Here is a 24,443-nt window from a genome sequence, read left to right as displayed (position 1 = left end):
ATTTCCTCATCCCCTTACCTCTCTATCTCTCTTATAGGGGGTGTAGCTATAGTATTTAGGTCGAGAATCGAGGCGAATATGGAGCCAGGGAACCCCCATGCCAGCAGTATTTAACCAAATGGGGGAAACTGGCGATCGCGTCAATTGAGCCACCATTTCTCTACCTATAGTTGCCCATAATTCCTGCTGTTGAGACTCTGGAGCCTCCCGCACAAAGGAAGCGAAATGAACATAACTCGAGTCCGAGACAATGGGACAAGGCACAATTAAACGGGCATCCCTGCTCAAATTCGGAAAACTAACTACTGTTTCCCCAACAAAGACTGAATCAAAATAGGTCTTAAAGGCATCCGGATCGGGAGAACGACATAAACTCGGTTGATTAATCAGCACATATTCAAAGATGCGATCCAGAGTTTGGGAAGTACAAGGAGGCGTTTCCCAGCGAAAGGCAGAAAAGCAACAATCAGCAAGTATGCGATTGTAAAATAAGCGAAAATTACGGTTATCTTGCCAAAGTTGAAAGACTTCTTGAACGTGCAGATAATCCTTGCCGGTACGGATATAATATTGGACAATCCGACCCACTTGTATTTCCTTAGATTCAATTTCCCATATCATGCGATTCTCTCATTAAGTTACTTGTTTAGAGGATTTGATGAATACTCTCAACAACTTGTTCAATAAAATCAACTGCATCATTAACCATTATTGCATCAATCGGCCAACGATTACCGATCCCAAAACTCGGATCGATATCTGCTTCATGGGCAATTTTATTGCGTCGATCCACAATTAAGCTGAGTTGTTGTTTAACATCTTTTGCCGATCGCCCTAATTTAACTGAAACCTCATCCCATAGCTTTTTATCTGAAATTAGTCTAATCGCATCCGCAATCTTTTCCGATTGCTGATAACTTTGGTAACTGAGTTTCTGGCGAATTTCATCTTCTAGCCAAGAACTACTATTCAGTTTGTTGACAAGAGTATTCGATAGTATAGGAAGTAAGGATGATACGGTATGAGATTGCTGCAAAAATGATGAACCTTGACTTTGCTGGATTTCATTCTCTAACCAAGATGCAATATCATTGATGATTAATCGTTCTTGTCTTGCCCTGCCCAAGGATACCTGAAACCGTGAAAAGGTAGACTGGGAAGTATTCGGTGGGACTTGTGGCTCAGCACGTTGCCCTTGATGAATCTGTATCATGCCTAGGGTGACCACTTCATGAATATAATAGTCTAAAGCACTCACTGTCAACACTAAGGCAGCTCTCAAAATATCGGATAAATCTAGAGCAGCAGTGGATTGAGCGCTAACAGAATTATGAAGGGCAATCAAATCTCGAACACGAGTAATGCTAATCCGGAATTGATCAAGAGCTGATTGCATGGACAGAAGAAGTACGAGTAATAATTTGATCGGCTAATTCAGAAAAAATCGCCTTAAATTGAGCCTGTTTTTCTTTAGCTTGTCCCACAACCTTTCCATACCAGCGAGCAGATTTTAGCTGTTCCTCTGTTAAGGCATAAACCGGTTTCTGGTGTTCTTGAGATAAGGCAATCAAACTATTAAAATCCGGTATTTTTGTCAGTATAAAGTCGTGTGATTTGTTATTTATATTTCCTGAATCGATCATATGATTATAGTCTAAAACTGGAATCATTTTTTCGGAAACACTTTGTTCTATTTTTTCGATCCAGGTTTGAAAAGCGGCTGTTTCCTTACCTCTAATAATCCGATAGTTTTGCACAATAATTCCTAAAAATTTCAGCTTCACTTCTGGAAATGGATAAACAGCTTCTTTGAGAACAGGAAGAGAGCTTGCAGTCTTAGCCCAACTATACCATTTAGGTAAAACCTTAGCTAATGAATCAATCGCCATGACGGAAAAGAAATCGGCTGTTGTCGGAATAATAAAAAAATCGCTAGTCATGAGTAGGTTCTGATTGATCGATCCTAAACTGGGACTCATGTCAATCAAAATGTAATCAGCTTGATACTTTTCTGCGGTCTTGTTTAATAACTCTGTAATCGATCCGGGTAAATTTTTTAGAGCTTGAATTGAACCACTTAGCTCTTGGGCAATACCTAACGTTACTTCATATTCAGCCAAGCCAACATGACCGGGTAATAAAAATAATCTTTCTCGATCTTTCACTGTAATACAATCGACCGCTTCAATCGGTTTAGGTTGGGATTCAAAAGCGGGGGCTAAAGCAGTTTTTATATTTGAATCGGTTTGGTAAATAGCGGCAATTCTCTCTTGATCGTCTTCGGTTTCTTCTCCCAAAACCATACCGGTCAAGTTACATTGGGGATCGGTATCGACAAGGATTACAGTTTTCCCTTTCTCAGCCAGCATCCAACCTAGATTAAATGTGGTGGTGGTTTTGCTGACTCCACCTTTATGATTAAAGAGAGCGATTTTTTGAACCATTCTATTCAGTCTATTTTGAGGGACAAAAATTGAGAATATACAATATTATTATAGCTTTTGTGAGAAACTAGAATTCCAACTCTTGTAAGCTTAAGATTTTCTTGTTTTTTGAAAAAAAGCTTTCCTGCGATCGCCCCAACCCTTATCATTAACGGGTCGGTCTAGAAAAAATTGACATGCCTAACGCTAATCCTCGTCAAGTTGCATTTTCAATTCTCAAGGAGATCGATCGCCGCGATACTTATACCGATGTAGCCTTAAATCGGGGCTTGAATGGGGCACAACTGGCAGGGGTAGACCGGGGTTTGGTCACAGAATTGGTGTATGGGGTTGTGCGGCGCAGGCGATCGCTCGATGCGCTGATCGGTCAATTTGCTCGTAAACCGATTGAGCAGCAACCGGCGGATTTACGGTTGATTTTCTATTTAGGCTTGTATCAACTGCGGTATCTGAATCAAATTCCAGCTCCTGCGGTGGTGCATACGACGGTGGAATTGGCAAAAAATAATGGTTTGCGAGGCTTGTCTGGAGTGGTAAATGGAGTATTGCGACAGTATACGAGGTTACCTGGCGATCCGCTGAAGTTACCCGATCCAGTTGCCCAACGTTTGGGGATTCTCCATAGTTATCCCAACTGGATTGTGGAAAAATGGTTAACCCAACTCGGGGAAACGGAAACGGAACAGTTATGTGAGTGGTTTAACCATCCTCCCCATCTGGATCTGCGGGTGAATATTCATAAAACTTCGGTGGAAGCAGTCGAAAAGGCTTTCCAGGAGTCGGATATTCCGGTGGAGCGACTGCCCTATTCTCCCCAAGGGTTGAGATTATTGAAAAAAGTCGGAGCAGTGCAGCAGTTACCTGGTTTTGAGCAAGGATGGTGGAGCATCCAAGATGGTAGCGCCCAACTGGTGGGGTATTTGCTCGATCCACAACCGGGAGAAGTGGCGATCGATGGGTGTGCTGCTCCTGGAGGCAAAACGACCCATTTAGCCGAATTAATGGGCGATCGCGGCACAATTTGGGGATGCGATCGCCAAGGTTCGCGCTTGAAAAAGGTCAGCCAAAATGCCCAACGTCTGGATTTACACTCGATTAAAACCCGTGTAGGGGATCTGCGCGAGATTGAGGAGTTTTCCAAAAAGGGCGATCGCGTATTAGTCGATGTCCCCTGTTCCGGTTTAGGGACACTCCACCGTCATGCCGATGCCCGGTGGCGACAGTCTCCAGAGTCGATTGAACAGCTATCAATGCTACAGCAGGAACTATTGACAAAAGCCTCATCTTGGGTGAAACCCGGGGGAATTTTGGTCTACTCCACTTGTACCCTCGACCCCCGGGAAAATGAGCAGGTAATTAGCCGCTTTTTAGACCAGAATCCCCAATGGAGGATTTCTCCCGTGCGATCGCCCTCCCCCTTAGCTCATTTGTCTACCCCTGAAGGCTGGATTAAGATTTGGCCTCACCGTCATCAGATGGATGGCTTTTTTATGGTGCGCCTCCAACTCATGTAGAGCGCTACGCTAGAGGAGAAAAAGCTTTAAGAGTCTGTTTTGTCTTTATTCATGTCTGGAATATAATCGGGTTTTTCTGCATCTTCCCATCCTGCGGGGCGCTTAGAGTTGTACCAGGCGATCGAACCGATCGCCACCGCAGCAATAAATCCAACCACATAAACCAAGGTAAAGGCGAGAGGAAAAGATCCAGCTTCCATGAGGATGAACATACGATGAAGTCCTGTTTTAAAAGTCATCTTTCAGGATATAGCGGTTTCAGCAATTGATCGTCCAAACTGCTAATTTATAGTCCTTTCAAATATCCATCAGACCGGATTGTAAGAGCGAACAATCGTCCACTCTTACAGCTATCATAAGCTACCCGATCAAACGCTAAAACCCGAAGTACCAAAAGCGATTGCCTTGTCCCTCTTGCGTTTATCGAGTCGTCCCACACGAGACAGGCCTTAAATTACTCTTATTTCCCTCAAACCCATCCGAAATCCAACCGGAGACTGGGGAAATGATAGAAACCCAAGAGCGCCCGGTACTATCCATTTGAACTGTAGTCGATCGCAGCGTTACCAGAGTTCCTGGAGTTAAAGTGTCAACAACCGTCCCTGCTTCCGTAGGTACAGAGCGCACATTGAGACCATCATCAACTAAAGGGGTGACTCGATGACATAAACTCGTGCTGGGTTGAGCCAGAGCAGTTGAGGTACGGCTCGGTAGAGTGGGAACTCTTGAAGAGGACTCTTCACATTCCTTTAAACGCCCTTGTTGAATAAATCCCGGACGCGGTTCTAGTACCGTACGCCATCCATTCACTAACTCTGTGGTCATCACAACAGATTCATCAGGAAGAACACTTCTAATCGGTTTAGATCCGGTAGAAGGGTCTTGATAAATAAATGTACCCACCCTAGCACAGAGGGTGATTTTTTCCGTTGTACAGAGTTTGAGGTCTCTAGTACGGACAAAACCTACAGTTGGCTCAGTGATAGCTATCCATCCATCTTGTTCGTTGCCCCCTAAGATCATTCGATCGTTGACTTGAAGGGCACGAATTTTGCCCGAATCATCACTAGGTTCGTAGTGGATGAAAGTTCCCCGACCAGCAGCCCGACATTGTCCGGTAATATCTTCAGCCTGGGACACATAGGATGGTATGGGAGAGGCGATCGCTGGTAGCGATCGACCGGGAAAATGAGCCATCATTAATCCGAAAACGACTAACCCATGAAGGCCGTATTTCATACTGCTGTACTCCTCAAGTAATCTGAATCCTGAGCAAGCTATGACCCACTGCTGTTGGAGTGCGATCTTCTGCCCTTTAGTCTTTTTAGTTAAGGATATATCATCAAATCCCCTTTGATCCGGTTCTTTATTGCGGAGTCAGAAATGGTAAAGTAGAACCTGAACTAGCATAGTAAGTTGTCCACCTTTGTATTTTTTTTGTCTAGCTTCAGTTATCCCAAATACTCCTATGAAGCTCAAATCTACAGTTACAGCCTTGATGTTGTCCTTATTGGCGGTTGGGGCAACCGCCCAAATCAAGAGCAATCAAACTCAAACCTTTGCTTGTGGCGCTTCCCGTGATGGTATTCCCACAACCCTTGCTCTCGTTCCTAGAGGGAATATTCCCATTATTCGCTGGGTTTCTGAATATTTTACGCCTTTTGGCTACGATCCTCAGACTCGATGCGAACAAGTTTCCAATCGCCTACAAAACTACCAGGAACAGGGAATTGCTAATTTTATCACTACGGGTATTCAAGATGGTCTGGATGTCATTTGTGTCTCTAGTGTCTTGGGAGGGCCCTGTACAGGACTCCTGTTTACCCTCCAACCAGGAGAGAGTGCAAGTCGCGTCATTCAGGATTTATTTGATGTCGGTCAATATGGTTTAAATCCTCTATTACAAGGGTCAAATACGGATCAAATCTATATTGATTTAAACCAACTCATGGATCGAGCTCCCGTAGAAAAACATTCAGTAAATTCTCGTTAGTCAGAGCCAAAAAATAGGTTTAGGAACCGCTCTCGGTTCTTTTTTTGTCTTTTCTATATTGAACTCACTCCCTAATTTTTGTTCGCAAACTTGAATGGAGCCATTTTTCTCGCTACACTAATTAATAGACGCAACACAACCGTAGCTAGTGTTTAAACTGCCCTTGTGTTAAGTGTTCTTTCTTCCTCACTACTGTTGTTCACTTACTCAATTAGCTAAGTGTTTTTTTATACTTAATGATTCAATTAAATGATACAAAACACCTAAATCAACCTTGATGGGTGATTTAGCTTCAATCCTTCGGTTTCAAGGGAGCAATATGTACTTTTTCCTGCCCAAAAATGGAGATTGCTAGAAGAATAATTCGCGAGTAATGCTCTGATGATCCGGACAATTGACTGAACTGAATGAACTACAAAATAGTCTTTCTGATTAATCTCTCTCTTTTAAGTTCCTACTGTTCTTTCTGTTGGACTGTTTTTCTAGTGCCACTTATTGGCATAAATTTGGATACTCACTTTTGTAGAGGGGTGGGAAGCTACCTCGAATTTCATAAAAGGGGTTTTACCCCTATTCCCATAAACGGTATTATGTGATATGGAGGAGTGCATTTTAGTAAGCCAAGCCCATCAGAATAGAGGTGGGATGAGGGTAATTCATAGATTGGGAGTGGATTAACAATGAAACGCCTCGTGATAGTGTTGGTGGCTGGTCTAAGCAGTTTATCCCTAGGGCTATCCTTAAAACTGCTTCATGAGCAAGTGTCTTATCCTCTCTGTAACCATACTCCCAGTGGAACTAGCTTATCATATACAGAAATAAAAAACATAGCTCAGACAATTACAGTTAAGGTGAATACTGGAACCACTGGGGGTTCAGGAACTTTAATTCACCGAGATGGAGCCATTTATACGGTTTTGACGACTCGTCATGTCATTGCGACAGGAGACTCTTATCAGATAGAAATGCCTGATGGTCGAGTTTATCAAGCTAGGGTTCTCCAAGATTTACCTCTGAATCACCAAGATGTAGAACTCCTACAATTCCAATCATCAGAGGATTATCAAGTTGCTCAACTGGGATCATCGGCGACGTTAATGATCAACGAAAAAGTTATAGCAGCGGGGTTTTCAGATGAGACACAAACCTTGAATTTAACCAAAGGGGAAATTACGCTGATTCCCGATCAATCCCTACAACAAGGATATCAGATCGGATATACCAACGATATTTATAAAGGGATGAGTGGGGGCCCAGTCCTAAATTCGAGGGGAGAACTGATGAGTATTAATGGCATGATGCCTTACCCTCTCTGGGGCAATCCCTATGTTTTTGAGGATGGATCTCGACCCAAGCTTCCCTTGCAAAATCAAATGAGAGAAGTGGCTTGGGGTATTCCCATACACCGAATCGCTGAAGCTGTTCCAGAATGGGTTAATCTGAACTTAGTTCACCAAGTGGATGCGATCGCCCAAAAAACAACGGTCTTGATTGCTAACTCTAAAAGTATTGGCTCTGGGATCATCATTGGCCAAAATAATTCAACCTATTATGCCTTAACCGCCGAGCATGTCATCCGTAACCCAACTGATTATCACCTGGTGACTCCAGATGGTCAATGTTACCCCATCAACCCAGAACAAATACGACCTCTAACAGGTGTAGATTTAGCTATTGTAGAATTTGAAAGTCATCGACCGTATCAAGTCGCAACGTTAGGAAACTATGATTGGCGTAGCTCCGAGAGCTTAAATTATGTCTTTGTATCGGGTTGGCCAGTATCTTCTCTAAAGCGAACCTCCCATCCTCCCACACGTCTCTTAAGTACTGGGCGGTTGCTCAGTCAGGATTCCCAGATCCAAAGTGCCCTAGAAGTAACCCAAAGGCAACCGGGAATTGAGTCTTTATCTCTAACCTATGGTTATGAAATGGTTTACTCTAATTTGACTGCTCCCGGAATGAGTGGAGGATTAATATTAGATACTCAAGGTCATGTGATTGGGGTTCATGGTCGGGGTTCGGGGGAAATAAAAGAAGATGAAGAGGGAGAAATTCGTCCCCTGAAGTTGGGCTATGGAGTGGGAATTCCGATTGAGACCTTTTTGGACTTAGCCTCTTCTGTGGAGATTGATCCCGCCTGGCTAAAGCTAGACTCTAATCCTCCCCCGCAGTTACACGCCACTGCACTTGAGCATATCCGGGACTCTCTGTTGAAACATTTGGAAATACCAGGGAGTAGTACGGATAAGATTGCCTGGTTTAATTATGGCATGAACCTCTGGCAATTGGAGCAGTACGAAGAAGCAATGCTGGCCTTTAATTGGGCTATTCAACAGGATCAATCTTTCTATCAAGCTTGGTACGGTTTAGGCATGATGTTGCGCTTTCAAAAACGCTACAACGAGGCATTAGCTGCTTTTGAAGAAGCCATTACTGAAAGTGAGGGCACCTTTGCACCGGCTTGGCGGGCGCGAGCAGAAGAGCTAGTCTGGTTAAATCGATATGATGAAGCTCTGAAATCCATTGAACAGGCGATTACTTTAGTTCCTCATGATATTCATCTCCAAGAGCTACAAGGTCATTTATTACAAAGACTCCAGCGCTACTCAGAGGCAATTGAAGTGTATGAAGAAGCTCTGAAATTATGGCATAGAGATCAAGGGGTTGGCCTTTCCGCCCAGATCGCCGATCAGGAGGGGGGTGAACATCAGGCTTTATGGGATCATTCATCTCCTTTGAATTTACCAGAAAATATGGCGATGATCTATGAAAATCGGGGAGATATGAGAGGAGCAGTCACGGGAAAATTACGGGTGATTTCCCATGGGGATTCCCAGAACGTGACCTTAATGTTAAATTTAGCTCTGGCTTATCTCAATCGAGGCAATCGCTATGCTGGGAAAGAACAATGGCAAGATGCGATCGCCGATTATAGTCGAGCGCTAGAACTTGAACCTCAGAATGCTTTTACCTACGGGAACCGGGGGTTAGCCCGGTCTCGAATTGGAGATCAGGAAGGGGCGATCTCTGATTTACAACAAGCTGCTGCGCTTTTTGATACTCAAGCAGATGTTACAAATTTTAAACGCGCCCTGGACGCTTTGAAGCAATTGGGCAGTTGAGGGTGATGGAGGAATGGGGAAATGGGGAGACACGGAGATGGGGATATTCCCTATTACCCATTACCTATTTATTACCCATTATTAACGCCGTCTTCTGCGACCACTGCTAAATCCGGAAGAGCGACGGGAGGTTCCGCTGCCAAAACTGGATGTACGCTGTTTGGATTGGGAATTGCCAGAAGAGCGCAAGTTAGAGCTACCATACCCAGAACCCGTCGAGCGATTGGCATTAGTCGAATTGGGTTTACCGTTGGTGGTGGTACTGGGAGAACGGAGATTGCCAGTTGTGCGGAGAGTTTGACGATTTTTAACTGCTGCTGGCGGTTGATTATAGCGACTTTGGTAACTGTTTACAGCTTGATTATAGGTATTGCCATAGCCACCATAACCAGTCATTACTGTTCCAGCTTGATAAACAGGGGGTACATAATAAGTTGGACTAAAGAGCATATTGGCAACTGCCTGTCCTGCTAATGCTCCTGCAAACGGTGTCCAGAAATTAGATTCTCGGCGCACAATAACCGTTTCTGTTTGTCCCGTTTGCGGGTTAGTCCGATCTTCAGTCACATTATGAACATATTGGATTTGAAAATCTGGAGTCATATAGAGAAGAGCGCGATCGCCTTCAATTTCAGCATAAGTGCTTTTTCCCGCTTGAATCTGCTCATCCGTGAGTCGTGCCATCTGTACATCACTCGTGCGAAATAGGGGGCCAGTTCCTGCCGGAGTATTCAGTAACATCAAGCCATACTCCCCCGTACCATCATCATAGGTAGCTTGTTGTACCGGATATTCTCCGCTAGAGACCGGGTTACGCACGGGCGCAGGAGCGCTCGCGGTTTGGGTTGAACTGACCGTTTGCTTCGATGAGCCACCACAAGCAGTTGTGGTCAGGAGTAAGGTAAAACACAGAAAGACAGTTAAGAATTTGCGCCACATAGAATTGAATTGGGTTATGTTATCAGGTTTCCTTAAAGCTATTGTGCCATGAGCTAGAGAGGGATCAGCTCAGAGAAATTGAGTAACAGTTGATCCTCCGTGAGGCGATCGCCCAATCGAGCGGGAGAAAAATGGACTTGCACTGCTCGCAGTCGGTCTTGATAATGGAGATTAATCATTGTTTTTAATCCCTTCTGTAGGGCACTGAAGCTGGCTAAATCCGTTTCTAGATCGGGCGATTCTCCTTCAAAGGCGATCGTCATCATCACTACAATATTCTCTGTAATCGGCAGGGAAAGCAAATCGTCATCGTCATTATCACTTAAATCGGGCTGGCTCAAATAGCGCTGGGCTGAATCTGTAAACAACTCTTGCACATAATCGGCTGCTTCCGTTTCTTTCCATATCACATCCCCTTCATTCGCCGCCGATCGCCAATAGGATTCAGATTGCAGTAAAGATTCAGCAATATCGACCAACCCCTCACCCAAAACGCTGATATCCCCTTCTGCATTAATCGCTTCTTGTGCCTTTTCATTCAATACCCCCAGCAAAGGTGCAATCCGATCTCCTGCTAAATGGAGCATCAGCCGACAAACGACAAATCGAGTTCTAGCCATAGCATATCAATCCGTTAACAATGGAGAAAATAGACCATTAGGATACTCTTATCATTATTCGCCATTACCCGGAAATAGTCCCATAAAGAGTATCTCGCTGTTGCGGATCTCGGCCGATGGAGCGAATAGCAGCTTGTAGGGTTCCCACTTCGATACAAGTCCCTCCCTGGGCCCCAGCCATGGTGCTAATATGTTCTTCCATCAGAGTTCCACCGATATCATTACATCCCCAATTTAAGGCTTTGGTTGCCCCGTCTAAGCCTAATTTTACCCAACTGGGTTGATGGTTAATAATCCACTTACCCAGAAAAATTCGAGCAACTGCGGTCAGCAATAAAGCATCAGATAATAGGGGTTGATCTCGCCCAACTCGATGACGAATAATGGGCGGTGCGTCTTGACCAACGAAGGGCAATAAAATGAATTCTGTAATGGCTGATGGATAGGATTCTAGGGACTTTTGCTGTAGAGTTCGCAGATAATTTAAGTGGGTGATTTGCTGTTGGGGGGTTTCAATATGTCCAGATAATAGGGTGCTAGTAGTAGGCATTCCTAAACGGTGGGCAGTGCTAATAATTTCTACCCAGGTTTGGGTGTTGATTTTTTCGGGGCAAAGGATGGCTCTAACGCGATCGTCGAGAACTTCGGCGGCAGTTCCTGGCATCGATCCCAGCCCCGCTTCTTGTAGGCTAGAGATGACGCTTTCATAACTGATTTGATCTTCTCTAGCTATAAACTGGATTTCTTGAGGAGAGAAGGCATGAAGATGGAGTTGGGGATAGTGGCTTTTGATCTCTTGTACGAGTTTTAGATAATAGGTTAAGGTCCTTCCTTCGATTTTTGCGGCTGGATTTAAGCCCCCTTGCAGACAAATCTCGGTGGCTCCTCGCTCTACTGCATTCGCCGTTTTCTGAAGCATCGTTTCTATCGTTAACCAATAGGATTCTGGAGCGTTGTCATCTCGACGAAAAGCACAAAAACTGCAATGTTGTTCGCAAATATTGGTGAAATTAATGTTGCGATTGATGACATAGGTGACGGTGTTGCCGACTTGCTGTTTTCGCAGGCGATCGCTAGTTTCTCGAATCGCTTCAATTACTCCACAATCCCTTTGCTGCAATAAGAGCATGGCTTCATCCGTTGAGATATCTTGACCCGATAAGGCCCGATCTAAAATGGTGTCTATTAGATTAATGGTAATCACCTGATTTGCTCCTTAAGTGTCTATAGCATGAAGCGCTGGTCATGGGGAATTAGGTAATTAGCCATGTTCCCCATCTCCCCTCACTCTTCCTGTTCGCTAATTAACCGCCCCAAGGTTTCCATTGCTTGTTCGATTTCTGGTGACCACGGTAAACCGGAATTGAGCCGGAAACAATTGCCATAGCTTCCAGATGGTGAAAACATAATTCCTGGGGAAATACTGATCTTATGTTGACCCGCTCTGTAGAAGAGTTCCATTGCATCGAAGTGGGGAGGAAGTTCGATCCAGAGGACCTGACCGCCTGTCGGACGCGTAACTTTTGTGTCTTCAGGGAAGTAATGACAAATCGCTTGAATCATTTGTAGCATTTGCTGTTCATAAGCGCGGCGCAGGTTTCGCAGATGGCGATCGTATCCTCCATTGGCTAGGAAGGCAGCGATCGCTAGTTGACTTGCCGGAGAAGTACTCATATTTACTGTTAGCTTAAGTCGTTCCACTGTAGATTGATAGCGTCCAGGAATGGCCCAACCGACACGCAATCCTGGAGATAAAACCTTACTATAGGAAGCACAGTATAAAACAAATCCATCTTTATCAAAGGCTTTGATGGCTTTAGGGCGATCGCCATCAAAGGACAAGTCACCATAAACATCATCTTCAATCAGGGGAATTTGATACCGGGCGAGTAATTCCACTAGGTCTTGTTTTTTCTCATTGCTCATGCAAGTTCCCAGGGGATTACTAAAATTAGAGACGAGGGCACAGGCGCTAATTTGTTTCCGTTTGAGAGCCGTTTCTAGGGCAGTGAGACAAATTCCTTCCCTGGGATGGGTGGGGAGTTCTAACGCTCGCAAATGAAGTATAGATAGGGTTTCGAGTAATCCATAATAGCACGGGGAGGCGATCGCCACTGTATCTCCGGGTTGAGTAGTTGCTCGTAAGGATAAGTACACTGCTTCCGTAGCTCCATGGGTGGCCACAATTTGATCTGGGGTTACTGCACAGTCCGCATCCAATAACCGTCTGGCGATCGCCCGGCGAAATTCAAGACATCCTGGAGGCGGAGTATAACTATGGACTAAGGTTGGATCTTGGCGCATCACTTGACCCATGAGACGGTTTAAGGTGGACAGAGGAAATAAGTCCATTCCGGGTACAGCAGCTCCAAGTTGAATGATTTCTGGATCGCGGAGCATAGAATTCACTTGAAAGACGAGGGACGTATCCACTCGACAGGATTTTTGGGTTGGGGAAGAGCGATCCGGTTCCGGAGGCGATTTCAGCGAGCGTACAAAATAGCCAGATTGGGGTTTAGCCCCAATGAGTCCCCGGTCTTCTAAGAGACGATAGGCTTCTAAGGCAGTAGAAATACTCACTGACATTTGTTGATGGACTTTTCGCACCGAAGGCAGGCGATCGCCCGGTTGCAGGGTTCCTTCCGCAATTAAGGCCTGAATACGATTGGCCACCTGTTCATATAAGTTAGCGCCTTGGGTTTGCTCAATCGGTCGTAAGTGCATAACGCTCCAGTACAGTTATTGATTTTATCAACCATAACAGTTTCTAGAAGGAAAACTGTTATGGTTACAATTTAGCTCAATTGCATCTGTTTTTTTTTCTAGCTTTTGTCCAAACTAGAGATATAGCAAGTAGGGGCAACGAATTTTTCGATTATTGACAGATTTCTATCCCCTGTCTACCACCATTGATCAGCATTGAGGGCACGATCCATGAAAAACACCACTACTGTTCCAGAAATCACGAAAGGATCGCAGTTACATTTAACCGATCTAAAAAGCGTACCTCAGCTTCCCCATTCTATTTTTCCAGGCGATCGCCTCCAGAAGCTTTGGAACTATTTTGTTGCCATTTGGTGGTACAGCGATGAACCTCGCATTACCGAGAAAAAAGACCGAGATGGGAATTGGATTTATCACGTTTACGATCCCCTCAGCCACCAACACTTGATGTTTGACTCTGAGCAAGAGGTACGGGTTTGGCTAGAAGAACGCTATTACGAGTAAGGGAACAATCGGGTTTTTTTCCATTCCTTATTCTGAATTCCCTCCCCTCAGCGCTCTATTACATCAAAACTAAATCATCTCGATGAACCACCGTATCCGAACCTTCATATCCTAAAAGGTCAGGAATGTCATCCGAACGATAGCCCTTAATTAAATCTAATTCATCACTGCCATAGTTGACGATTCCGCGAGCGACTTCCTTACCCTCAAGATCGCAAAGCGTCACGGCTTCTGAGACCTGAAATTGGCCGATTACCTCAGAAATTCCGACGGCTAATAGGGATTTTCCGCGATCGCAAATGGCCTTGACTGCACCTGGATCGAGAACCACAGTACCAGAGGGAACCAACCCATTGGCAATCCACCGTTTACGAGCATTTAGTGTTCGGGGAGCGGGATGAAATTGAGTGCCAATTTCATCCCCATCTAAAATCCGTGGAATTTGGTTGGGATAGCGTCCTTGCATAATCACCATCCGCACTCCTGCATTGGTAGCAATACGAGCAGCCGCGATTTTGGTACTCATGCCTCCGGTACCCCAGGTAGAAGCCTCTCCCGCTTCCACCTCGGTTAACTCCTCCAGGTTATGAACGTGGGCAATAGGTTGCGCATCGGGAACCAAGTGGGGATCGGCAGAATAGAGTTTATCCACATCTGTGAGTAAAAATAGCCAATCTGCTTCCACTAGACTGGCAACTAGGGCAGCTAGGGTATCGTTATCTCCAAATTTCCGTCTCAGTTCGTCTGTAGCAACGGTATCGTTTTCATTGACGATGGGGATCACGCCCAAATCGAGTAGTTCTTGAAAGGCATCGTAGGCGTTGACATAGGAGACTCTTGATTCTAGATCTCTGCGAGTCAGGAGCACTTGCGCGATCGCTTGATCGAGAGTGGTGAATAGGTCATCGTAAATCCGCATTAAGCGACCTTGGCCGACGGCGGCGATCGCCTGTTTGAGGGCAATATCACGGGGGCGCTTTTTCAAGCCTAACCGCGAACACCCGACTCCCATGGCTCCCGAAGAGACTAAAATCACGCGATGTCCTTGGTGGCGCAGTTGGCTTAAGACTTCAACTAATAGGGCTAAGGTGGATAGGGCCAAATTTCCGGTTTCCGGATCGGTCAGGCTGGACGTACCAATTTTAATGACAAGGGTTAGGGACATAGAATATGCAACCCAAAATACAGCAGTTTACTCTGTTATAGAGTACAGGGTTGAATTCTCAAAACCTAAGTAGGGGCGAAAAATTTTTCGCCTCTATTTCTTTTTGCCTGTAGCAGAGAAAGGGAGAGTTCGCACATTTTCTATTGCCTATTGCCTAGCGCGAAGCTCTATATCTCGGGGATCGCTTCTGCGATCCCCAGCCTTACAGCAGCTTCCTTTACGATGTGGAAAGCGCCGGCTTCTCTATAGTGAGGGCCAGCGCTTTACCAGGGTAAAATATTTACAGGGATTTATCTTTAGGGTCTTTATATTGGCTGACCCCATTTGAACTAATTCTCATAATTGCATCAATTTGTTGATGATCCCCGATTCGTAATCTTTTCTTTATATTTCGTTTTTTCAGGTTTTATCAAGATTTGTAAAGTTTTGTACGGAAGGACTCAAGCGAGCGCCCAACATCTGAGATAACCACACTTCAAAGGATCGAACATCAAACGGTCGATAACCGTGGTGGGGATCGACCATGGGTTCAACTAGAATTGTAAACATTCCCAAACGATTCCCAGCTAAGACATCTGTGAACAGGCGATCGCCAACCATTGCAATCTGCTCAATCGGTAAACCCATATTTTCGGCAGCCTGACGCAATTTTCGCCGGGAAGGTTTAGCCGCTCCCATCATAAATGGTAAGTCTAAACACTCAGCGATCGCCCGAATTCTAATCCAATTTAGGTTATTACTCACCAGCCAAATGGGAACCAAGGGTTTGATCTGTGCAATCCAATTTTTCAAGTCATCAGAAGCACCTGGTGAATTTATGGGTACAAGAGTATCATCAACATCTAGGATCAGACCTTTGAGATCGTGCAAGCGCAACAAATCTGGCGTTAAATCCAAAATTGGGCCACCAAGAACGAGATCCGGTTGCAGGAGAAGATTAGAAGACATAGGACAAAAAAATGAGACCCATTTAGGGTTAACGTTGTTGGGCAACTTGGTTAATCGCTTGGTTATGTTCATTGAGAGTGCGACTAAAGATATGTGTCCCATCATAGCGAGCCACAAAATAAAGATACTCCGTTGTTTCCGGATAGAGGGTTGCTTCTAAGCTCGCTGTTCCGGGAGCAGCAATCGGCGTGGGCGGTAATCCTGGATTCAAATAGGTATTATAAGGATTTGGAGTATTCACATCCTTTAAGGTCAACGGTTGATCCGGCGTTTGCTTAATTCCCAAACCATATTCCACCGTGGGATCAGCGCCTAGAGTCATTCCTGTTCGCAGTCGATTATGAAATACCCCAGAAATCACCCCTCGTTCTTGAGCAACAACCGACTCTTTTTCTACAATACTCGCCAACGTCACCCACTCCAAAAGACTCAAATCCGTTTGCGCTTGAGCTTTTTGATACAGAGGCAGGGCCACCCGTTCAAATTGAGTTAACATCTGTTGAACGATGCGATCGGCCGTCAAATTATCCCCAGAAATCTGATAAGTATCTGGAAATAAAAAACCCTCCAATTTCGGCACAGAAGGTAACCAAGGATAATCTTGGCCAGAAACTCGATTAACTGCTTCTAAAAACTCTTGGGATGTAAAAAATCCTTGGTCTTCAAAATAATCCCCCATTTGGGCCAACGTCCAGCCTTCTGGAATGGTATAAGTAGTTTGTATCACGGTTCCCGATCGAATTTGAGCCGCAATTTCCGGTAAGGACTGGGTGGGAGACAACTGATAGGTTCCTGCTTGGAAATAGCCTTCTAACTCCGGTTTAAGTTTGGCTTGTAATCTAAGCCATTTCGCCCAAATATTCCAAGCCTGTTCTGAGCGAATGAGATCGAGATCGGCTAAATCCGTACCAATTTGTTGTCCTGAAGTTCCGAGGCCAATTTCAACTAGCACTTGACGATCCCTGGCCTCAGCACTTGCAGACATAACCGGACTAATAGCCCAACTCCACCACCGCCATCCTTGCCATCCAGAGAAGGCAACAACGATGGGTAAAAGCATTAAATAAAAGAACCACTTTGTGATTCGTGAATTACGGGTTGTCATAACCAAGCAAGTTTTATCTGATTTTACGGATGCACCCTAAATATTTTGGCAATTTATGCCACTACTAAGGATTGTGTTTTCAGGTGTTAAGCCAAGAGTTCTTCTGCTAAAGTCTGTTCAATCTCTGGTAGTAAATGTTCAATTGTCTTGAGTTCACTTTCAGACAGCTCGGTGGCTTTACCATGGTCTGCCATTTTCCCGAGCAAGAAAAGTGGGTCTAAAGGTGTAGAAATTTCATACTCATCTTCACCAAAATAGAAGCTGGCTAATAACTGGAATGATTCGAGATCGCCATCAATATCTTCATCATCCTCTTCTTCTAAATCAGGAATATCTCCTTCTACAGTGAGTGTAATTCCGGTACGTTTGAGTTGCAGATTTTGTTCGGATAAAACTGCTTTAGCTAAGTTAAACAGTTCATCAATCATAGAGGGATCTTCTGCCGGAACTAGATCTTCTTCCTCTCCAGAAGTTTGCCAGACAAAAATTTCGACAGGGGTATCTTTGGGCAATAAAACGAAATAGTTTTCGTTTTCATGGGTAAAGGAATATTCAATTGTGCATTCTAATTCCTGTCCCCCAGAATCGGTTAAGAATACAGTCAGGGGATCGTTCTCCATTGCTTCTTGAGCCATGAGGGTTACTTCCTATTGACCGCAGCGATCGCGGATTCACTTCGACCTTTTATCATATCTTATATGCGCTTCGCACGGCACAAGGGTAATCGGTAATGGGTAAAAGGATTTGATCGGGTTTGCCTCTTTTAGTTTAATGGAGAGGTGAATGTCCTAGAGTATTGTTCCAGTTATGCGCGATCGTCGAGCCAACGTTGCAAAATTAAGGCGGCAGCTTGGGCATCAATTAATCCTTTATTGTGAGATGGGGAGCGTTTTCGGGAGACGAGGATTTCTTTCGCTTCCAGGGACGTGCAGCGCTCATCTACATACTCGACGGGTAATTGAAGAGCCTGTTGCAGGCGATCGCTATACTTTTGCACTTGTTGAGCTTGAGTGCCTAATTGTCCATCCATCCGATAGGGCAAACCGATGATTAAAATACTGACTTCCCGTTCAATAATGATCGGCTTGAGGATGGCAATATCTGTCTCAAAAGATTCACGATAGATGGTAGTGAGGGGGGTTGCGAGTAATCCGAGGCGATCGCATCCTGCCACCCCAATTCGTTTCTGACCAATATCCAAACCCAAAGCTGAAATCATGCAATCTCCTGTAACTTCGATCTCGCTTATCTTAACTGAAACCTAGCGACCATAATCTATTCCCTATTCCCTAGCAGGGAATGGGGAATGGGGAATAGGTTATAGTAGCTGGGTTTTCAGTGGCGATCGCACTGGCAACCAGAAGCCCGGTTTCTTCGACTAAAATCATTGCTCCACCGATGAACCGTTCTCCCCAGTGCCATCCCCTTCAACTCCACCATTACCCTCTTTGTCACCAGGGGAAAGGTCTTCCGCATTCTCCTCCAGACTCAAAGAATGGAGAATTGACATCCGTCCCGGAATGGGTTTTCCGGCTGGTTGTAAGCCTTGCAGCATATCCGAGAGTTGTAGACCTTCCAGAGAAACTAACTTCGACTCCCGCAATTTATGCCAAACCGATCGCGACATCATCAACGTATGACCGATCCGACTTGCACCAATTTGCTGCAAATGTTCCTCCCGTTCCGGTTGATAATCTGCCGAAGCTAAATATAAAGGTTGGGGGGAAAACTCTTGGGTAATGCGAGCCATTTGCGCCATTAATTCTGGGTAGAGCCAAGTATAAGCAGGATGAACTGTCAACTCCGCTTGATGGTAGCCCTCACCTTGACGCTGCAAGTGTAACTGAAAATAGCCGATCGCCGCTTGCCGTTGCGTTTCAAACACATAGCCACTCACCACCTCAGTTTTCGTCCACCATTGCTTAATCCCGTCAATCACCGATTGCAACAAGGGAGTCTTAAAGTCATCCACATGGCGGTCAAAGACCTGGCGTACAAAGGGCGGCATGGCGACGGTATCCAATTGATACAGCGGTCCGGCATCAGCATTACTCACTGGTAAGAGATTGGGCAGATCCGGCTCCCGTTGGGCTAATTTAGCGAGCTGTTCCGGGGCGATCGCCCAATAGGTCATGTGAGCTAAAGGCTGAAACCCATTTTGCCGATACAGGGCAATTTCATCCGCCTCATTCACATCCACTTCCAACAACCAAGTTCTGGCTTCTCGCACCGCTTGCATACAATAGCGCAGGAGTAGGGAACCAATCCCCGATCGCGAGACTCCTGGTTTCACTCCCACGCGATCGACCCGCCAGGTACTGCGAGTGCGGTTAAAAGGCGAAATTTCGATCACCCCCACCACTTGTTCATCCGTACTTTCGGAGCGCTGACGCTGCTCTGCCACATGGATCGACAGCTTATAGCGCCAGAGATTAGGAAATAAACTTAACAGTTTTAAGACTCCAAACCACTGGCGAATATCCTGTCCCGAATAGGGTTTATCCTTACCCAGCATCGGAGAAGAAGCCCCCGTATCGAGTAAAGCTTCCACCACATCGAGGTCTCGATGTTGCAAACTCCGGATTTCCGTCTGTTTTTCTAAATTTTGGGGAGACGCTGGTATCATGGGGTATTCTCTCAATCGACAGGGGGAACGGGGGATCGGTGAGGATAATTAACCCTGGGGTCGAATCAGAACAATGGGGGTTTGTTCATCAGCATTACCCGCTGGGTTACTTCTGAGGGCTTTAGTGAGCAACTCCGTTGATAAATCTGGGGTCGCTGCTAATATTTTAACGGCTTTCAAGTCATTGACATCCACGATCGCCGCTGATAATCCCGTTTTTTCTTTAATTTTAGCTACCACCTCTTCCGGTTTTTCTGGCCCTAGGACAATAAATTGATCGAAGGGAGGCAAGGTTCCCGTCACATCATCAATTAACCGCGCTTGCTCTCCAGCGAGTTGATAAAAGACACCCGGTTTACGCAACAGAGCTTTGGCTAAAGCCCCGACCACAAAGGCAAACGCCACCCGCACTGGCCCGACGATATCCACCAACGTCTGCATTCCGCAAGCGGTAGCCAAACTCGATGTTGGGAGAAAATAATAACAAATCCGTTTGGCAACCCATCCGGGTTTTACCGTAGTGGGATGGCGCAGCCGACCTTGCATGAGGGCGATCGGGGTTTCTCCAATCGTCACTATATCTCCGGGTTGAGCATGAGGCAAAACATACCTCTCTACTACCGCTGCTGGATCGTCCCGATCGGTTAAAATATGGGTCGGAATCGGAAACACCTGCGTCCCTTCTGCCTCTCGTCCTGAAGCCAATTGGGAGGTATCGGGATACTGGAGCGCATAGACCGAATGACCCGTTTTTGGAATCCGTCCTTCTGGACCATAGGTGACATAATTGACCTTAATCCAAGCCGTTTGCACCCGATCCAAATTCGTCCCCGTAATATCAATGCTAATTTTGAACCGTGTCTGTTTACCCACTTTGACAATATAGGCAAACCAATAATCATCGTCTCGACTCGGAGCATCCGAGTGCAGGGGAATCACGCGAGTTTTCCAGCTTACTCCCTCCAACGATCCCTTACTGAGTAGTTCCACCTCTACGGAAACCTCTGGAACCATAATTTCCAAGGTCGAGGTTTCATTGACTAAAACGGCTTCTCCCACCAACTGATAATGGTCAGCCGCCAAAAATTCTCCTTGCCACTGTTCAAACTTCAGGGCCAGTTGATTCCCAGGGCGACCTCGATATTGATTCTCAATCACCCATAGAAACAGGAGAGCTGAACCTCCTAGACCAATTCCAATACTTTCTGCAATCACAACCGAACCTAACCCAACGCTGATTATTTGTCTCGATTCACTATACCTGAATGGCTTGCAATTGCCATCTCCTGTTAATATATATTGGGAATCTCTCGCTTTACTAATTCGTGAACAATCCGTTTTCCAGTTTCTCCAGTTGCTCCGGCTACAAATGCTTTCATGGTTTTTCGGGGGATTACAATTTCTCTACAAATATTAACATTACAACCTTAACCTTGGTTTTCTAAGGGTTTTCAGACCTCTGCCGATCCAGATCTCTGCCTAGGTGTGATCTGGATTATAAAAAAATAAGGATAGATTTGTACACTAAGCATTAGGTCAAATGGATTGACCCAATTGAGCCAGAAATTGGGGATCAAATCATTTGCTCGATTGAGTAAATGTGCTGGTGATAGCTTCTATTCCAGTGGCCAATTGTCGAATTATGGGGATAGTTCAAAATCATGAAGCTTCAATCGAGTTTAAATTTAGAGCAAGACCACAATCAATCGGATGTAATTTTGGGGGCAGTTCCAGAGTACACATCATTGGAAACTGTGGCGCAGGAAGAAATCGTCAAGGAACCGTTCCAATTTTCCACATTAGCTGAAGGCAAACTTTTATTTAATGCCCATCCCCAAACCGTTGCTGAGTATCTTGACGACCATCAGGGATGGTTTTGCCGTTGTGCAGCTCCCATGAAAGTCCGCCCCATTAGTAAGAATGGCTATGCTTTAATTATTGGTCAATTCGGTGCATTTGGCTATGATGTGGAGCCAAAAGTCGGCTTGGAAATGCAACCCCAACTTCAAGGCATCTATACAATTAACTCTATTGCTGTCCCCGATGATGTAGATCTCGGATATGAGGTTGATTTTCGCTCTTCCATGGAGTTGGTAGAAGCCGTCGATCGGGTGAGTGAAGAGGGGAGGATGACTTATGCCCAATGGACGCTAGATTTAAAGGTGAAGGTGTATTTTCCCCACTTTATTCATGCTCTGCCCCAAAGTTTAATTCAAAAAACAGGCGATCGCCTCTTAGCCCAAATTGTACGTCAGGTTTCTCATTGTCTCAATCATAAAATTCTCAAGGACTTTCACCAGACCTACAACCGTACTTTCCCTCGCCAACCGAGAAATTAGGGGTTGGATCTATTTCTTGTTCTCTAATGCTGCTTTGGACAAGGGGGTTTGAAGCCCCTTGCCTTTCGAGGATGGATTTAAGAGAACATATTCTCTAAAATACGGTTCACAATATCCAGACCTGTTACTGCTTGCCAGGCAAACAAACCGACTAAAACGGTATTGAGCGTAATATGGCTATATCGAGCGATATCGTTTCCTTTTTGCATCCAAGGGGTCAGTGCTGCCGAAATAGAAATAACTCCAGTCATTGCCAAACCGACGATTAAATGAGGACCCACAAAGAGCTTGCCATTATTAATGTAAGTAACGGCCATTCCTCCAAGAGTTCCTATCACCATCAAGGCTAGAATAATGGAACTGATTTTATGGTGTTTGGCGTTAAATTTTCCTTTGATTAATTCTTTTTTTGCGTCACCGGTAGCGCTGCGGGTTTCGCGAATTTTGAAACCCAGATACATGCTATAGAGGATCAGGGCTAATAAAACCCACATTAAGAAGGGGTGGAAGAATTGACTCCATAGTTTAATGGATTCTGGAATCTCCATGGGTGTCTCCGTGAGAAGTTGTTTACAAAACTTAACTTATCACAAAAACAGTTCCTAGTATCGTGGTAGAGCTAATTTGATGTATAGCAGTGAATGCGTGAGTTAGGACGGTTAGTTAGGTAAAGGGCCATTAATCTGAGCTTGGAAGCCATAGACCTGGCGATCGCCTACAAAGGGAACAAGATTCACTTCCCGTTCATCCCCTGGTTCAAAACGGACAGCCGTTCCAGCCGGAATATCTAAGCGCATTCCCAAGGCCCGATCGCGCTCAAAATGTAGGGCTGAATTGACTTCATAAAAGTGAAAATGGGAGCCGATTTGAATCGGACGATCGCCCCGATTCGCTACGGAAATCGTCACCGTGGGGCGATCGGCATTCAATTCAATTTCTCCAGGTTCAACCAACAGTTCTCCAGGAATCATAAACCTTACCTCATGCACGAATTGGATCGTGGACTGTAACTAATTTGGTGCCATCTGGAAATGTGGCTTCTACTTGCACTTCAGCTAACATTTCACGAATCCCATCCATCACCTCTTCTTGAGTTAACAAGGTTGTTCCCAATTGCATCAGTTCTGCTACTGTTTTCCCTTCCCTTGCTCCTTCGAGGATAGCAGATGAAATATAGGCCACAGCTTCCGGATAATTTAGCTTCAACCCTTTTTCTTTACGTCTTTCTGCTAATAGCGCCGCCGTAAAAATCAACAATTTGTCTTTTTCTTGGGGAGTGAGTTGCATAGTCCCTTAGCCGATTAATCTATCTTTTTTTATAGCATTTATTGACAATTTTCGATCAAAATGCCAAAATTAAGACTTAATGCTATAATGGCCAAATTCTATTCATAGATTTTTTGTCTCGTCCCCGATCTGGAGATAAAATCTGCCAAGCCCCCATAAACAAACGCTTTCCCTCTTCCGTAGAATATCCTCGATAGCGACAGAGGAGGCCTTGAGGCAGTCGAGTAACCCCAACGGAGAACTTTTTTTCAGAACGGGGAAAAAAGGCTTGTATCTCTTCTAGGAGCGATCGCCCGATCTCCCTCCCCAAGCAACAGAACGATCCCACCACAGGATATCCTCCCAAGCCATAATCAGCGTCTAAAGCCCTTTGCTGGGTCAAGCTACTCTGGGCATCAATCCACAGGGGCATTCCCTGCTGGGTGACTTGAGTTCGAGAGCGCCATTGTCCGCGATCGAAACCCTCCCCTAGGGCCGTGCGCCCTAACCTTGTCCACTCCCAGCCACACCAAATCGCTCCAGGAGATAATTCCACCTGAAGATCCTGCTGATAAAGAGCGCCGTTAAACAAAATCGTCTCCAAAGGAAACCAAATTAAGCTTGCACCTGCTTCAATCCGAATCTGTACCTGAGTTCGAGCCATTTCTCCCGCAGAGCGATAAACTTTAGTTGCGGAGGGTGTAGTCCAGAATACAGACGTTTCTGGCCTTAAATTTAGGGACACAGAAAGGCGATCTCCGCCCACTAACCCCCCTGCCGTATGCAAAAGAACACTTTGGCAGTGACCCGATCCTAGGTTGTAAAATGGACGTTGCAGCTTCAGAGGTGCAACCATCTCCTCAACAACGGGATAGGTTCGGCCCGCAGACAACCGATACTGAACCGATAATTTTCCCTGCCATTGAGTAGACTGGAGGTTCAATCTTGCTTGTGTAGGATCGAGCATTTAGCCAATGTAACGAGAACTAAGTGGGATCTTCGAGTAAAATTTAGATCTAGCATCTATCCGAACCTCTCCGAAACTCGATCAATGGGGGATTTTGCTTTTAAAGTTAAAAACGGTTTACCGATTACCCATGACCTATTCCAGCGCTTCGTGCTGTAATTGCTGAC

At 45.2% G+C, this 24,443-nt stretch carries 25 protein-coding genes and 1 pseudogene; 5 read left to right on the top strand and 21 right to left on the bottom strand.

Features of this window, described 5'->3' with window-relative positions; translation table 11 throughout:
- Positions 1 to 6: 6 nt before the first annotated feature.
- Genes J7545_RS07905 through J7545_RS07895 form a run of 3 tightly spaced genes read right to left on the bottom strand, consistent with a single transcriptional unit; the run spans position 7 to position 2,444 of the window.
- Positions 7 to 621: a DUF6940 family protein gene (locus tag J7545_RS07905; protein WP_318700313.1), complete on the bottom strand. Its 615-nt coding sequence runs from the start codon at positions 619 to 621 to the stop codon at positions 7 to 9.
- Positions 622 to 646: 25 nt separating this feature from the next.
- On the bottom strand, positions 647 to 1,396 hold the full coding sequence (locus tag J7545_RS07900; RefSeq protein ID WP_318700312.1) for a HEPN domain-containing protein: 750 nt from the start codon (positions 1,394 to 1,396) through the stop codon (positions 647 to 649).
- On the bottom strand, positions 1,380 to 2,444 hold the full coding sequence (locus J7545_RS07895; RefSeq protein WP_318700311.1) for a ParA family protein: 1,065 nt from the start codon (positions 2,442 to 2,444) through the stop codon (positions 1,380 to 1,382). Before J7545_RS07895 ends, J7545_RS07900 begins: the two co-directional genes overlap by 17 nt.
- A 176-nt stretch (positions 2,445 to 2,620) precedes the next feature.
- Between J7545_RS07895 and J7545_RS07890 the strand changes: the two genes are divergently transcribed.
- Positions 2,621 to 3,958 carry a 16S rRNA (cytosine(967)-C(5))-methyltransferase gene (locus J7545_RS07890; RefSeq protein ID WP_318700310.1) on the top strand — a complete coding sequence of 446 codons (1,338 nt, stop codon included), beginning with the start codon at positions 2,621 to 2,623 and terminating at the stop codon, positions 3,956 to 3,958.
- A gap of 26 nt (positions 3,959 to 3,984) precedes the next feature.
- Here J7545_RS07890 and psb35 read toward each other — a convergent pair whose 3' ends face one another.
- On the bottom strand, positions 3,985 to 4,170 hold the full coding sequence (gene psb35, locus J7545_RS07885) for a photosystem II assembly protein Psb35 (protein WP_413038609.1): 186 nt from the start codon (positions 4,168 to 4,170) through the stop codon (positions 3,985 to 3,987).
- Between the two features lie 208 nt (positions 4,171 to 4,378).
- Entirely contained in the window at positions 4,379 to 5,197 is an 819-nt protein-coding gene (locus J7545_RS07880) for an SH3 domain-containing protein (protein WP_318700308.1), read from the bottom strand.
- A gap of 229 nt (positions 5,198 to 5,426) precedes the next feature.
- Between J7545_RS07880 and J7545_RS07875 the strand changes: the two genes are divergently transcribed.
- Together J7545_RS07875 and J7545_RS07870 are read left to right on the top strand one after the other, a co-directional pair.
- Positions 5,427 to 5,951 (top strand): COP23 domain-containing protein, encoded by a 525-nt coding sequence (locus J7545_RS07875; protein WP_318700307.1) that lies wholly within the window; start codon positions 5,427 to 5,429, stop codon positions 5,949 to 5,951.
- A gap of 680 nt (positions 5,952 to 6,631) precedes the next feature.
- Positions 6,632 to 9,073 carry a tetratricopeptide repeat-containing serine protease family protein gene (locus tag J7545_RS07870; protein WP_318700306.1) on the top strand — a complete coding sequence of 814 codons (2,442 nt, stop codon included), beginning with the start codon at positions 6,632 to 6,634 and terminating at the stop codon, positions 9,071 to 9,073.
- Between the two features lie 81 nt (positions 9,074 to 9,154).
- Here the strand turns inward: J7545_RS07870 and J7545_RS07865 are convergent, their stop codons facing one another.
- The 4 genes from J7545_RS07865 to J7545_RS07850 all read right to left on the bottom strand — a co-directional run bounded on the left by J7545_RS07865 (position 9,155) and on the right by J7545_RS07850 (position 13,356).
- Entirely contained in the window at positions 9,155 to 10,012 is an 858-nt protein-coding gene (locus tag J7545_RS07865; protein WP_318700305.1) for a hypothetical protein, read from the bottom strand.
- Between the two features lie 53 nt (positions 10,013 to 10,065).
- Positions 10,066 to 10,632: a DUF1517 domain-containing protein gene (locus J7545_RS07860; RefSeq protein ID WP_318700304.1), complete on the bottom strand. Its 567-nt coding sequence runs from the start codon at positions 10,630 to 10,632 to the stop codon at positions 10,066 to 10,068.
- 64 nt (positions 10,633 to 10,696) lie between these two features.
- Complete coding sequence (cofH, locus tag J7545_RS07855; protein ID WP_413038608.1) at positions 10,697 to 11,833, bottom strand: 7,8-didemethyl-8-hydroxy-5-deazariboflavin synthase subunit CofH; 1,137 nt, start codon at positions 11,831 to 11,833, stop codon at positions 10,697 to 10,699.
- Between the two features lie 83 nt (positions 11,834 to 11,916).
- Positions 11,917 to 13,356 carry a PLP-dependent aminotransferase family protein gene (locus tag J7545_RS07850; protein ID WP_318719392.1) on the bottom strand — a complete coding sequence of 480 codons (1,440 nt, stop codon included), beginning with the start codon at positions 13,354 to 13,356 and terminating at the stop codon, positions 11,917 to 11,919.
- 210 nt (positions 13,357 to 13,566) lie between these two features.
- Here J7545_RS07850 and J7545_RS07845 point away from each other — a divergent pair, with 210 nt between their 5' ends.
- Positions 13,567 to 13,860 (top strand): hypothetical protein, encoded by a 294-nt coding sequence (locus J7545_RS07845; protein ID WP_271940042.1) that lies wholly within the window; start codon positions 13,567 to 13,569, stop codon positions 13,858 to 13,860.
- Positions 13,861 to 13,918: 58 nt separating this feature from the next.
- Here the strand turns inward: J7545_RS07845 and proB are convergent, their stop codons facing one another.
- From proB to J7545_RS23960, 8 genes and pseudogenes are all read right to left on the bottom strand, one after another.
- Positions 13,919 to 15,025, bottom strand: a complete 1,107-nt coding sequence (proB, locus tag J7545_RS07840) for a glutamate 5-kinase (RefSeq protein ID WP_318719390.1) — start codon at positions 15,023 to 15,025, stop codon at positions 13,919 to 13,921.
- A gap of 399 nt (positions 15,026 to 15,424) precedes the next feature.
- Entirely contained in the window at positions 15,425 to 15,973 is a 549-nt protein-coding gene (locus J7545_RS07835) for a YqeG family HAD IIIA-type phosphatase (protein WP_271940044.1), read from the bottom strand.
- 28 nt (positions 15,974 to 16,001) lie between these two features.
- Positions 16,002 to 17,078, bottom strand: coding sequence for an endolytic transglycosylase MltG (mltG, locus tag J7545_RS07830; protein ID WP_318719389.1), 1,077 nt, complete (start codon positions 17,076 to 17,078; stop codon positions 16,002 to 16,004).
- Positions 17,079 to 17,164: 86 nt separating this feature from the next.
- A complete protein-coding gene (locus J7545_RS07825) occupies positions 17,165 to 17,713 on the bottom strand; it encodes a DUF3727 domain-containing protein (RefSeq protein ID WP_318700191.1) in 549 nt (182 codons plus the stop codon).
- 170 nt (positions 17,714 to 17,883) lie between these two features.
- Positions 17,884 to 18,297: a Holliday junction resolvase RuvX gene (gene ruvX / locus J7545_RS07820; protein ID WP_318700192.1), complete on the bottom strand. Its 414-nt coding sequence runs from the start codon at positions 18,295 to 18,297 to the stop codon at positions 17,884 to 17,886.
- A 165-nt stretch (positions 18,298 to 18,462) separates the two neighbouring features.
- Positions 18,463 to 19,704, bottom strand: coding sequence for a GNAT family N-acetyltransferase (locus J7545_RS07815; RefSeq protein WP_318700193.1), 1,242 nt, complete (start codon positions 19,702 to 19,704; stop codon positions 18,463 to 18,465).
- Between the two features lie 48 nt (positions 19,705 to 19,752).
- Positions 19,753 to 20,919, bottom strand: coding sequence for a hypothetical protein (locus J7545_RS07810; protein ID WP_318700194.1), 1,167 nt, complete (start codon positions 20,917 to 20,919; stop codon positions 19,753 to 19,755).
- A gap of 86 nt (positions 20,920 to 21,005) precedes the next feature.
- Positions 21,006 to 21,083: pseudogene (locus J7545_RS23960) on the bottom strand (SDR family NAD(P)-dependent oxidoreductase); the annotation flags it as partial.
- A gap of 282 nt (positions 21,084 to 21,365) precedes the next feature.
- On the opposite strand from J7545_RS23960, the gene J7545_RS07805 reads away from it, so the two are divergent.
- Positions 21,366 to 22,043, top strand: coding sequence for a DUF1997 domain-containing protein (locus J7545_RS07805; RefSeq protein ID WP_318700195.1), 678 nt, complete (start codon positions 21,366 to 21,368; stop codon positions 22,041 to 22,043).
- A 77-nt stretch (positions 22,044 to 22,120) separates the two neighbouring features.
- Here J7545_RS07805 and J7545_RS07800 read toward each other — a convergent pair whose 3' ends face one another.
- The 4 genes from J7545_RS07800 to J7545_RS07785 form a co-directional block, all read right to left on the bottom strand.
- Positions 22,121 to 22,591, bottom strand: coding sequence for a DUF4079 domain-containing protein (locus J7545_RS07800; RefSeq protein ID WP_318700196.1), 471 nt, complete (start codon positions 22,589 to 22,591; stop codon positions 22,121 to 22,123).
- Positions 22,592 to 22,702: 111 nt separating this feature from the next.
- Complete coding sequence (locus J7545_RS07795; protein ID WP_318700197.1) at positions 22,703 to 23,014, bottom strand: urease subunit beta; 312 nt, start codon at positions 23,012 to 23,014, stop codon at positions 22,703 to 22,705.
- Between the two features lie 10 nt (positions 23,015 to 23,024).
- Complete coding sequence (ureA, locus tag J7545_RS07790; protein ID WP_318700198.1) at positions 23,025 to 23,330, bottom strand: urease subunit gamma; 306 nt, start codon at positions 23,328 to 23,330, stop codon at positions 23,025 to 23,027.
- Positions 23,331 to 23,412: 82 nt separating this feature from the next.
- Positions 23,413 to 24,276, bottom strand: a complete 864-nt coding sequence (locus J7545_RS07785) for an urease accessory protein UreD (RefSeq protein WP_318719388.1) — start codon at positions 24,274 to 24,276, stop codon at positions 23,413 to 23,415.
- Positions 24,277 to 24,443: the final 167 nt, after the last annotated feature.

Source organism: Roseofilum sp. SBFL (assembly GCF_017746885.1).
Lineage (GTDB): Bacteria > Cyanobacteriota > Cyanobacteriia > Cyanobacteriales > Desertifilaceae > Roseofilum.
This window is presented reverse-complemented; position numbering and strand designations above follow the sequence as displayed.

Coding starts and splice junctions, on each gene's coding strand:
- J7545_RS07890 (WP_318700310.1), top strand. CDS start 2,621: ATGCCTAACGCTAATCCTCGTCAAGTTGCATTTTCAATTCTCAAGGAG.
- J7545_RS07795 (WP_318700197.1), bottom strand. CDS start 23,014: ATGATTCCTGGAGAACTGTTGGTTGAACCTGGAGAAATTGAATTGAAT.
- J7545_RS07870 (WP_318700306.1), top strand. CDS start 6,632: ATGAAACGCCTCGTGATAGTGTTGGTGGCTGGTCTAAGCAGTTTATCC.
- ureA (WP_318700198.1), bottom strand. CDS start 23,330: ATGCAACTCACTCCCCAAGAAAAAGACAAATTGTTGATTTTTACGGCG.
- J7545_RS07875 (WP_318700307.1), top strand. CDS start 5,427: ATGAAGCTCAAATCTACAGTTACAGCCTTGATGTTGTCCTTATTGGCG.
- J7545_RS07865 (WP_318700305.1), bottom strand. CDS start 10,012: ATGTGGCGCAAATTCTTAACTGTCTTTCTGTGTTTTACCTTACTCCTG.
- J7545_RS07805 (WP_318700195.1), top strand. CDS start 21,366: ATGAAGCTTCAATCGAGTTTAAATTTAGAGCAAGACCACAATCAATCG.
- ruvX (WP_318700192.1), bottom strand. CDS start 18,297: ATGATTTCAGCTTTGGGTTTGGATATTGGTCAGAAACGAATTGGGGTG.
- psb35 (WP_413038609.1), bottom strand. CDS start 4,170: ATGTTCATCCTCATGGAAGCTGGATCTTTTCCTCTCGCCTTTACCTTG.
- J7545_RS07900 (WP_318700312.1), bottom strand. CDS start 1,396: ATGCAATCAGCTCTTGATCAATTCCGGATTAGCATTACTCGTGTTCGA.
- J7545_RS07905 (WP_318700313.1), bottom strand. CDS start 621: ATGATATGGGAAATTGAATCTAAGGAAATACAAGTGGGTCGGATTGTC.
- J7545_RS07850 (WP_318719392.1), bottom strand. CDS start 13,356: ATGCACTTACGACCGATTGAGCAAACCCAAGGCGCTAACTTATATGAA.
- J7545_RS07880 (WP_318700308.1), bottom strand. CDS start 5,197: ATGAAATACGGCCTTCATGGGTTAGTCGTTTTCGGATTAATGATGGCT.
- J7545_RS07800 (WP_318700196.1), bottom strand. CDS start 22,591: ATGGAGATTCCAGAATCCATTAAACTATGGAGTCAATTCTTCCACCCC.
- J7545_RS07835 (WP_271940044.1), bottom strand. CDS start 15,973: ATGTCTTCTAATCTTCTCCTGCAACCGGATCTCGTTCTTGGTGGCCCA.
- J7545_RS07825 (WP_318700191.1), bottom strand. CDS start 17,713: ATGGCTCAAGAAGCAATGGAGAACGATCCCCTGACTGTATTCTTAACC.
- J7545_RS07845 (WP_271940042.1), top strand. CDS start 13,567: ATGAAAAACACCACTACTGTTCCAGAAATCACGAAAGGATCGCAGTTA.
- J7545_RS07895 (WP_318700311.1), bottom strand. CDS start 2,444: ATGGTTCAAAAAATCGCTCTCTTTAATCATAAAGGTGGAGTCAGCAAA.
- proB (WP_318719390.1), bottom strand. CDS start 15,025: ATGTCCCTAACCCTTGTCATTAAAATTGGTACGTCCAGCCTGACCGAT.
- J7545_RS07815 (WP_318700193.1), bottom strand. CDS start 19,704: ATGATACCAGCGTCTCCCCAAAATTTAGAAAAACAGACGGAAATCCGG.
- J7545_RS07860 (WP_318700304.1), bottom strand. CDS start 10,632: ATGGCTAGAACTCGATTTGTCGTTTGTCGGCTGATGCTCCATTTAGCA.
- mltG (WP_318719389.1), bottom strand. CDS start 17,078: ATGACAACCCGTAATTCACGAATCACAAAGTGGTTCTTTTATTTAATG.
- J7545_RS07785 (WP_318719388.1), bottom strand. CDS start 24,276: ATGCTCGATCCTACACAAGCAAGATTGAACCTCCAGTCTACTCAATGG.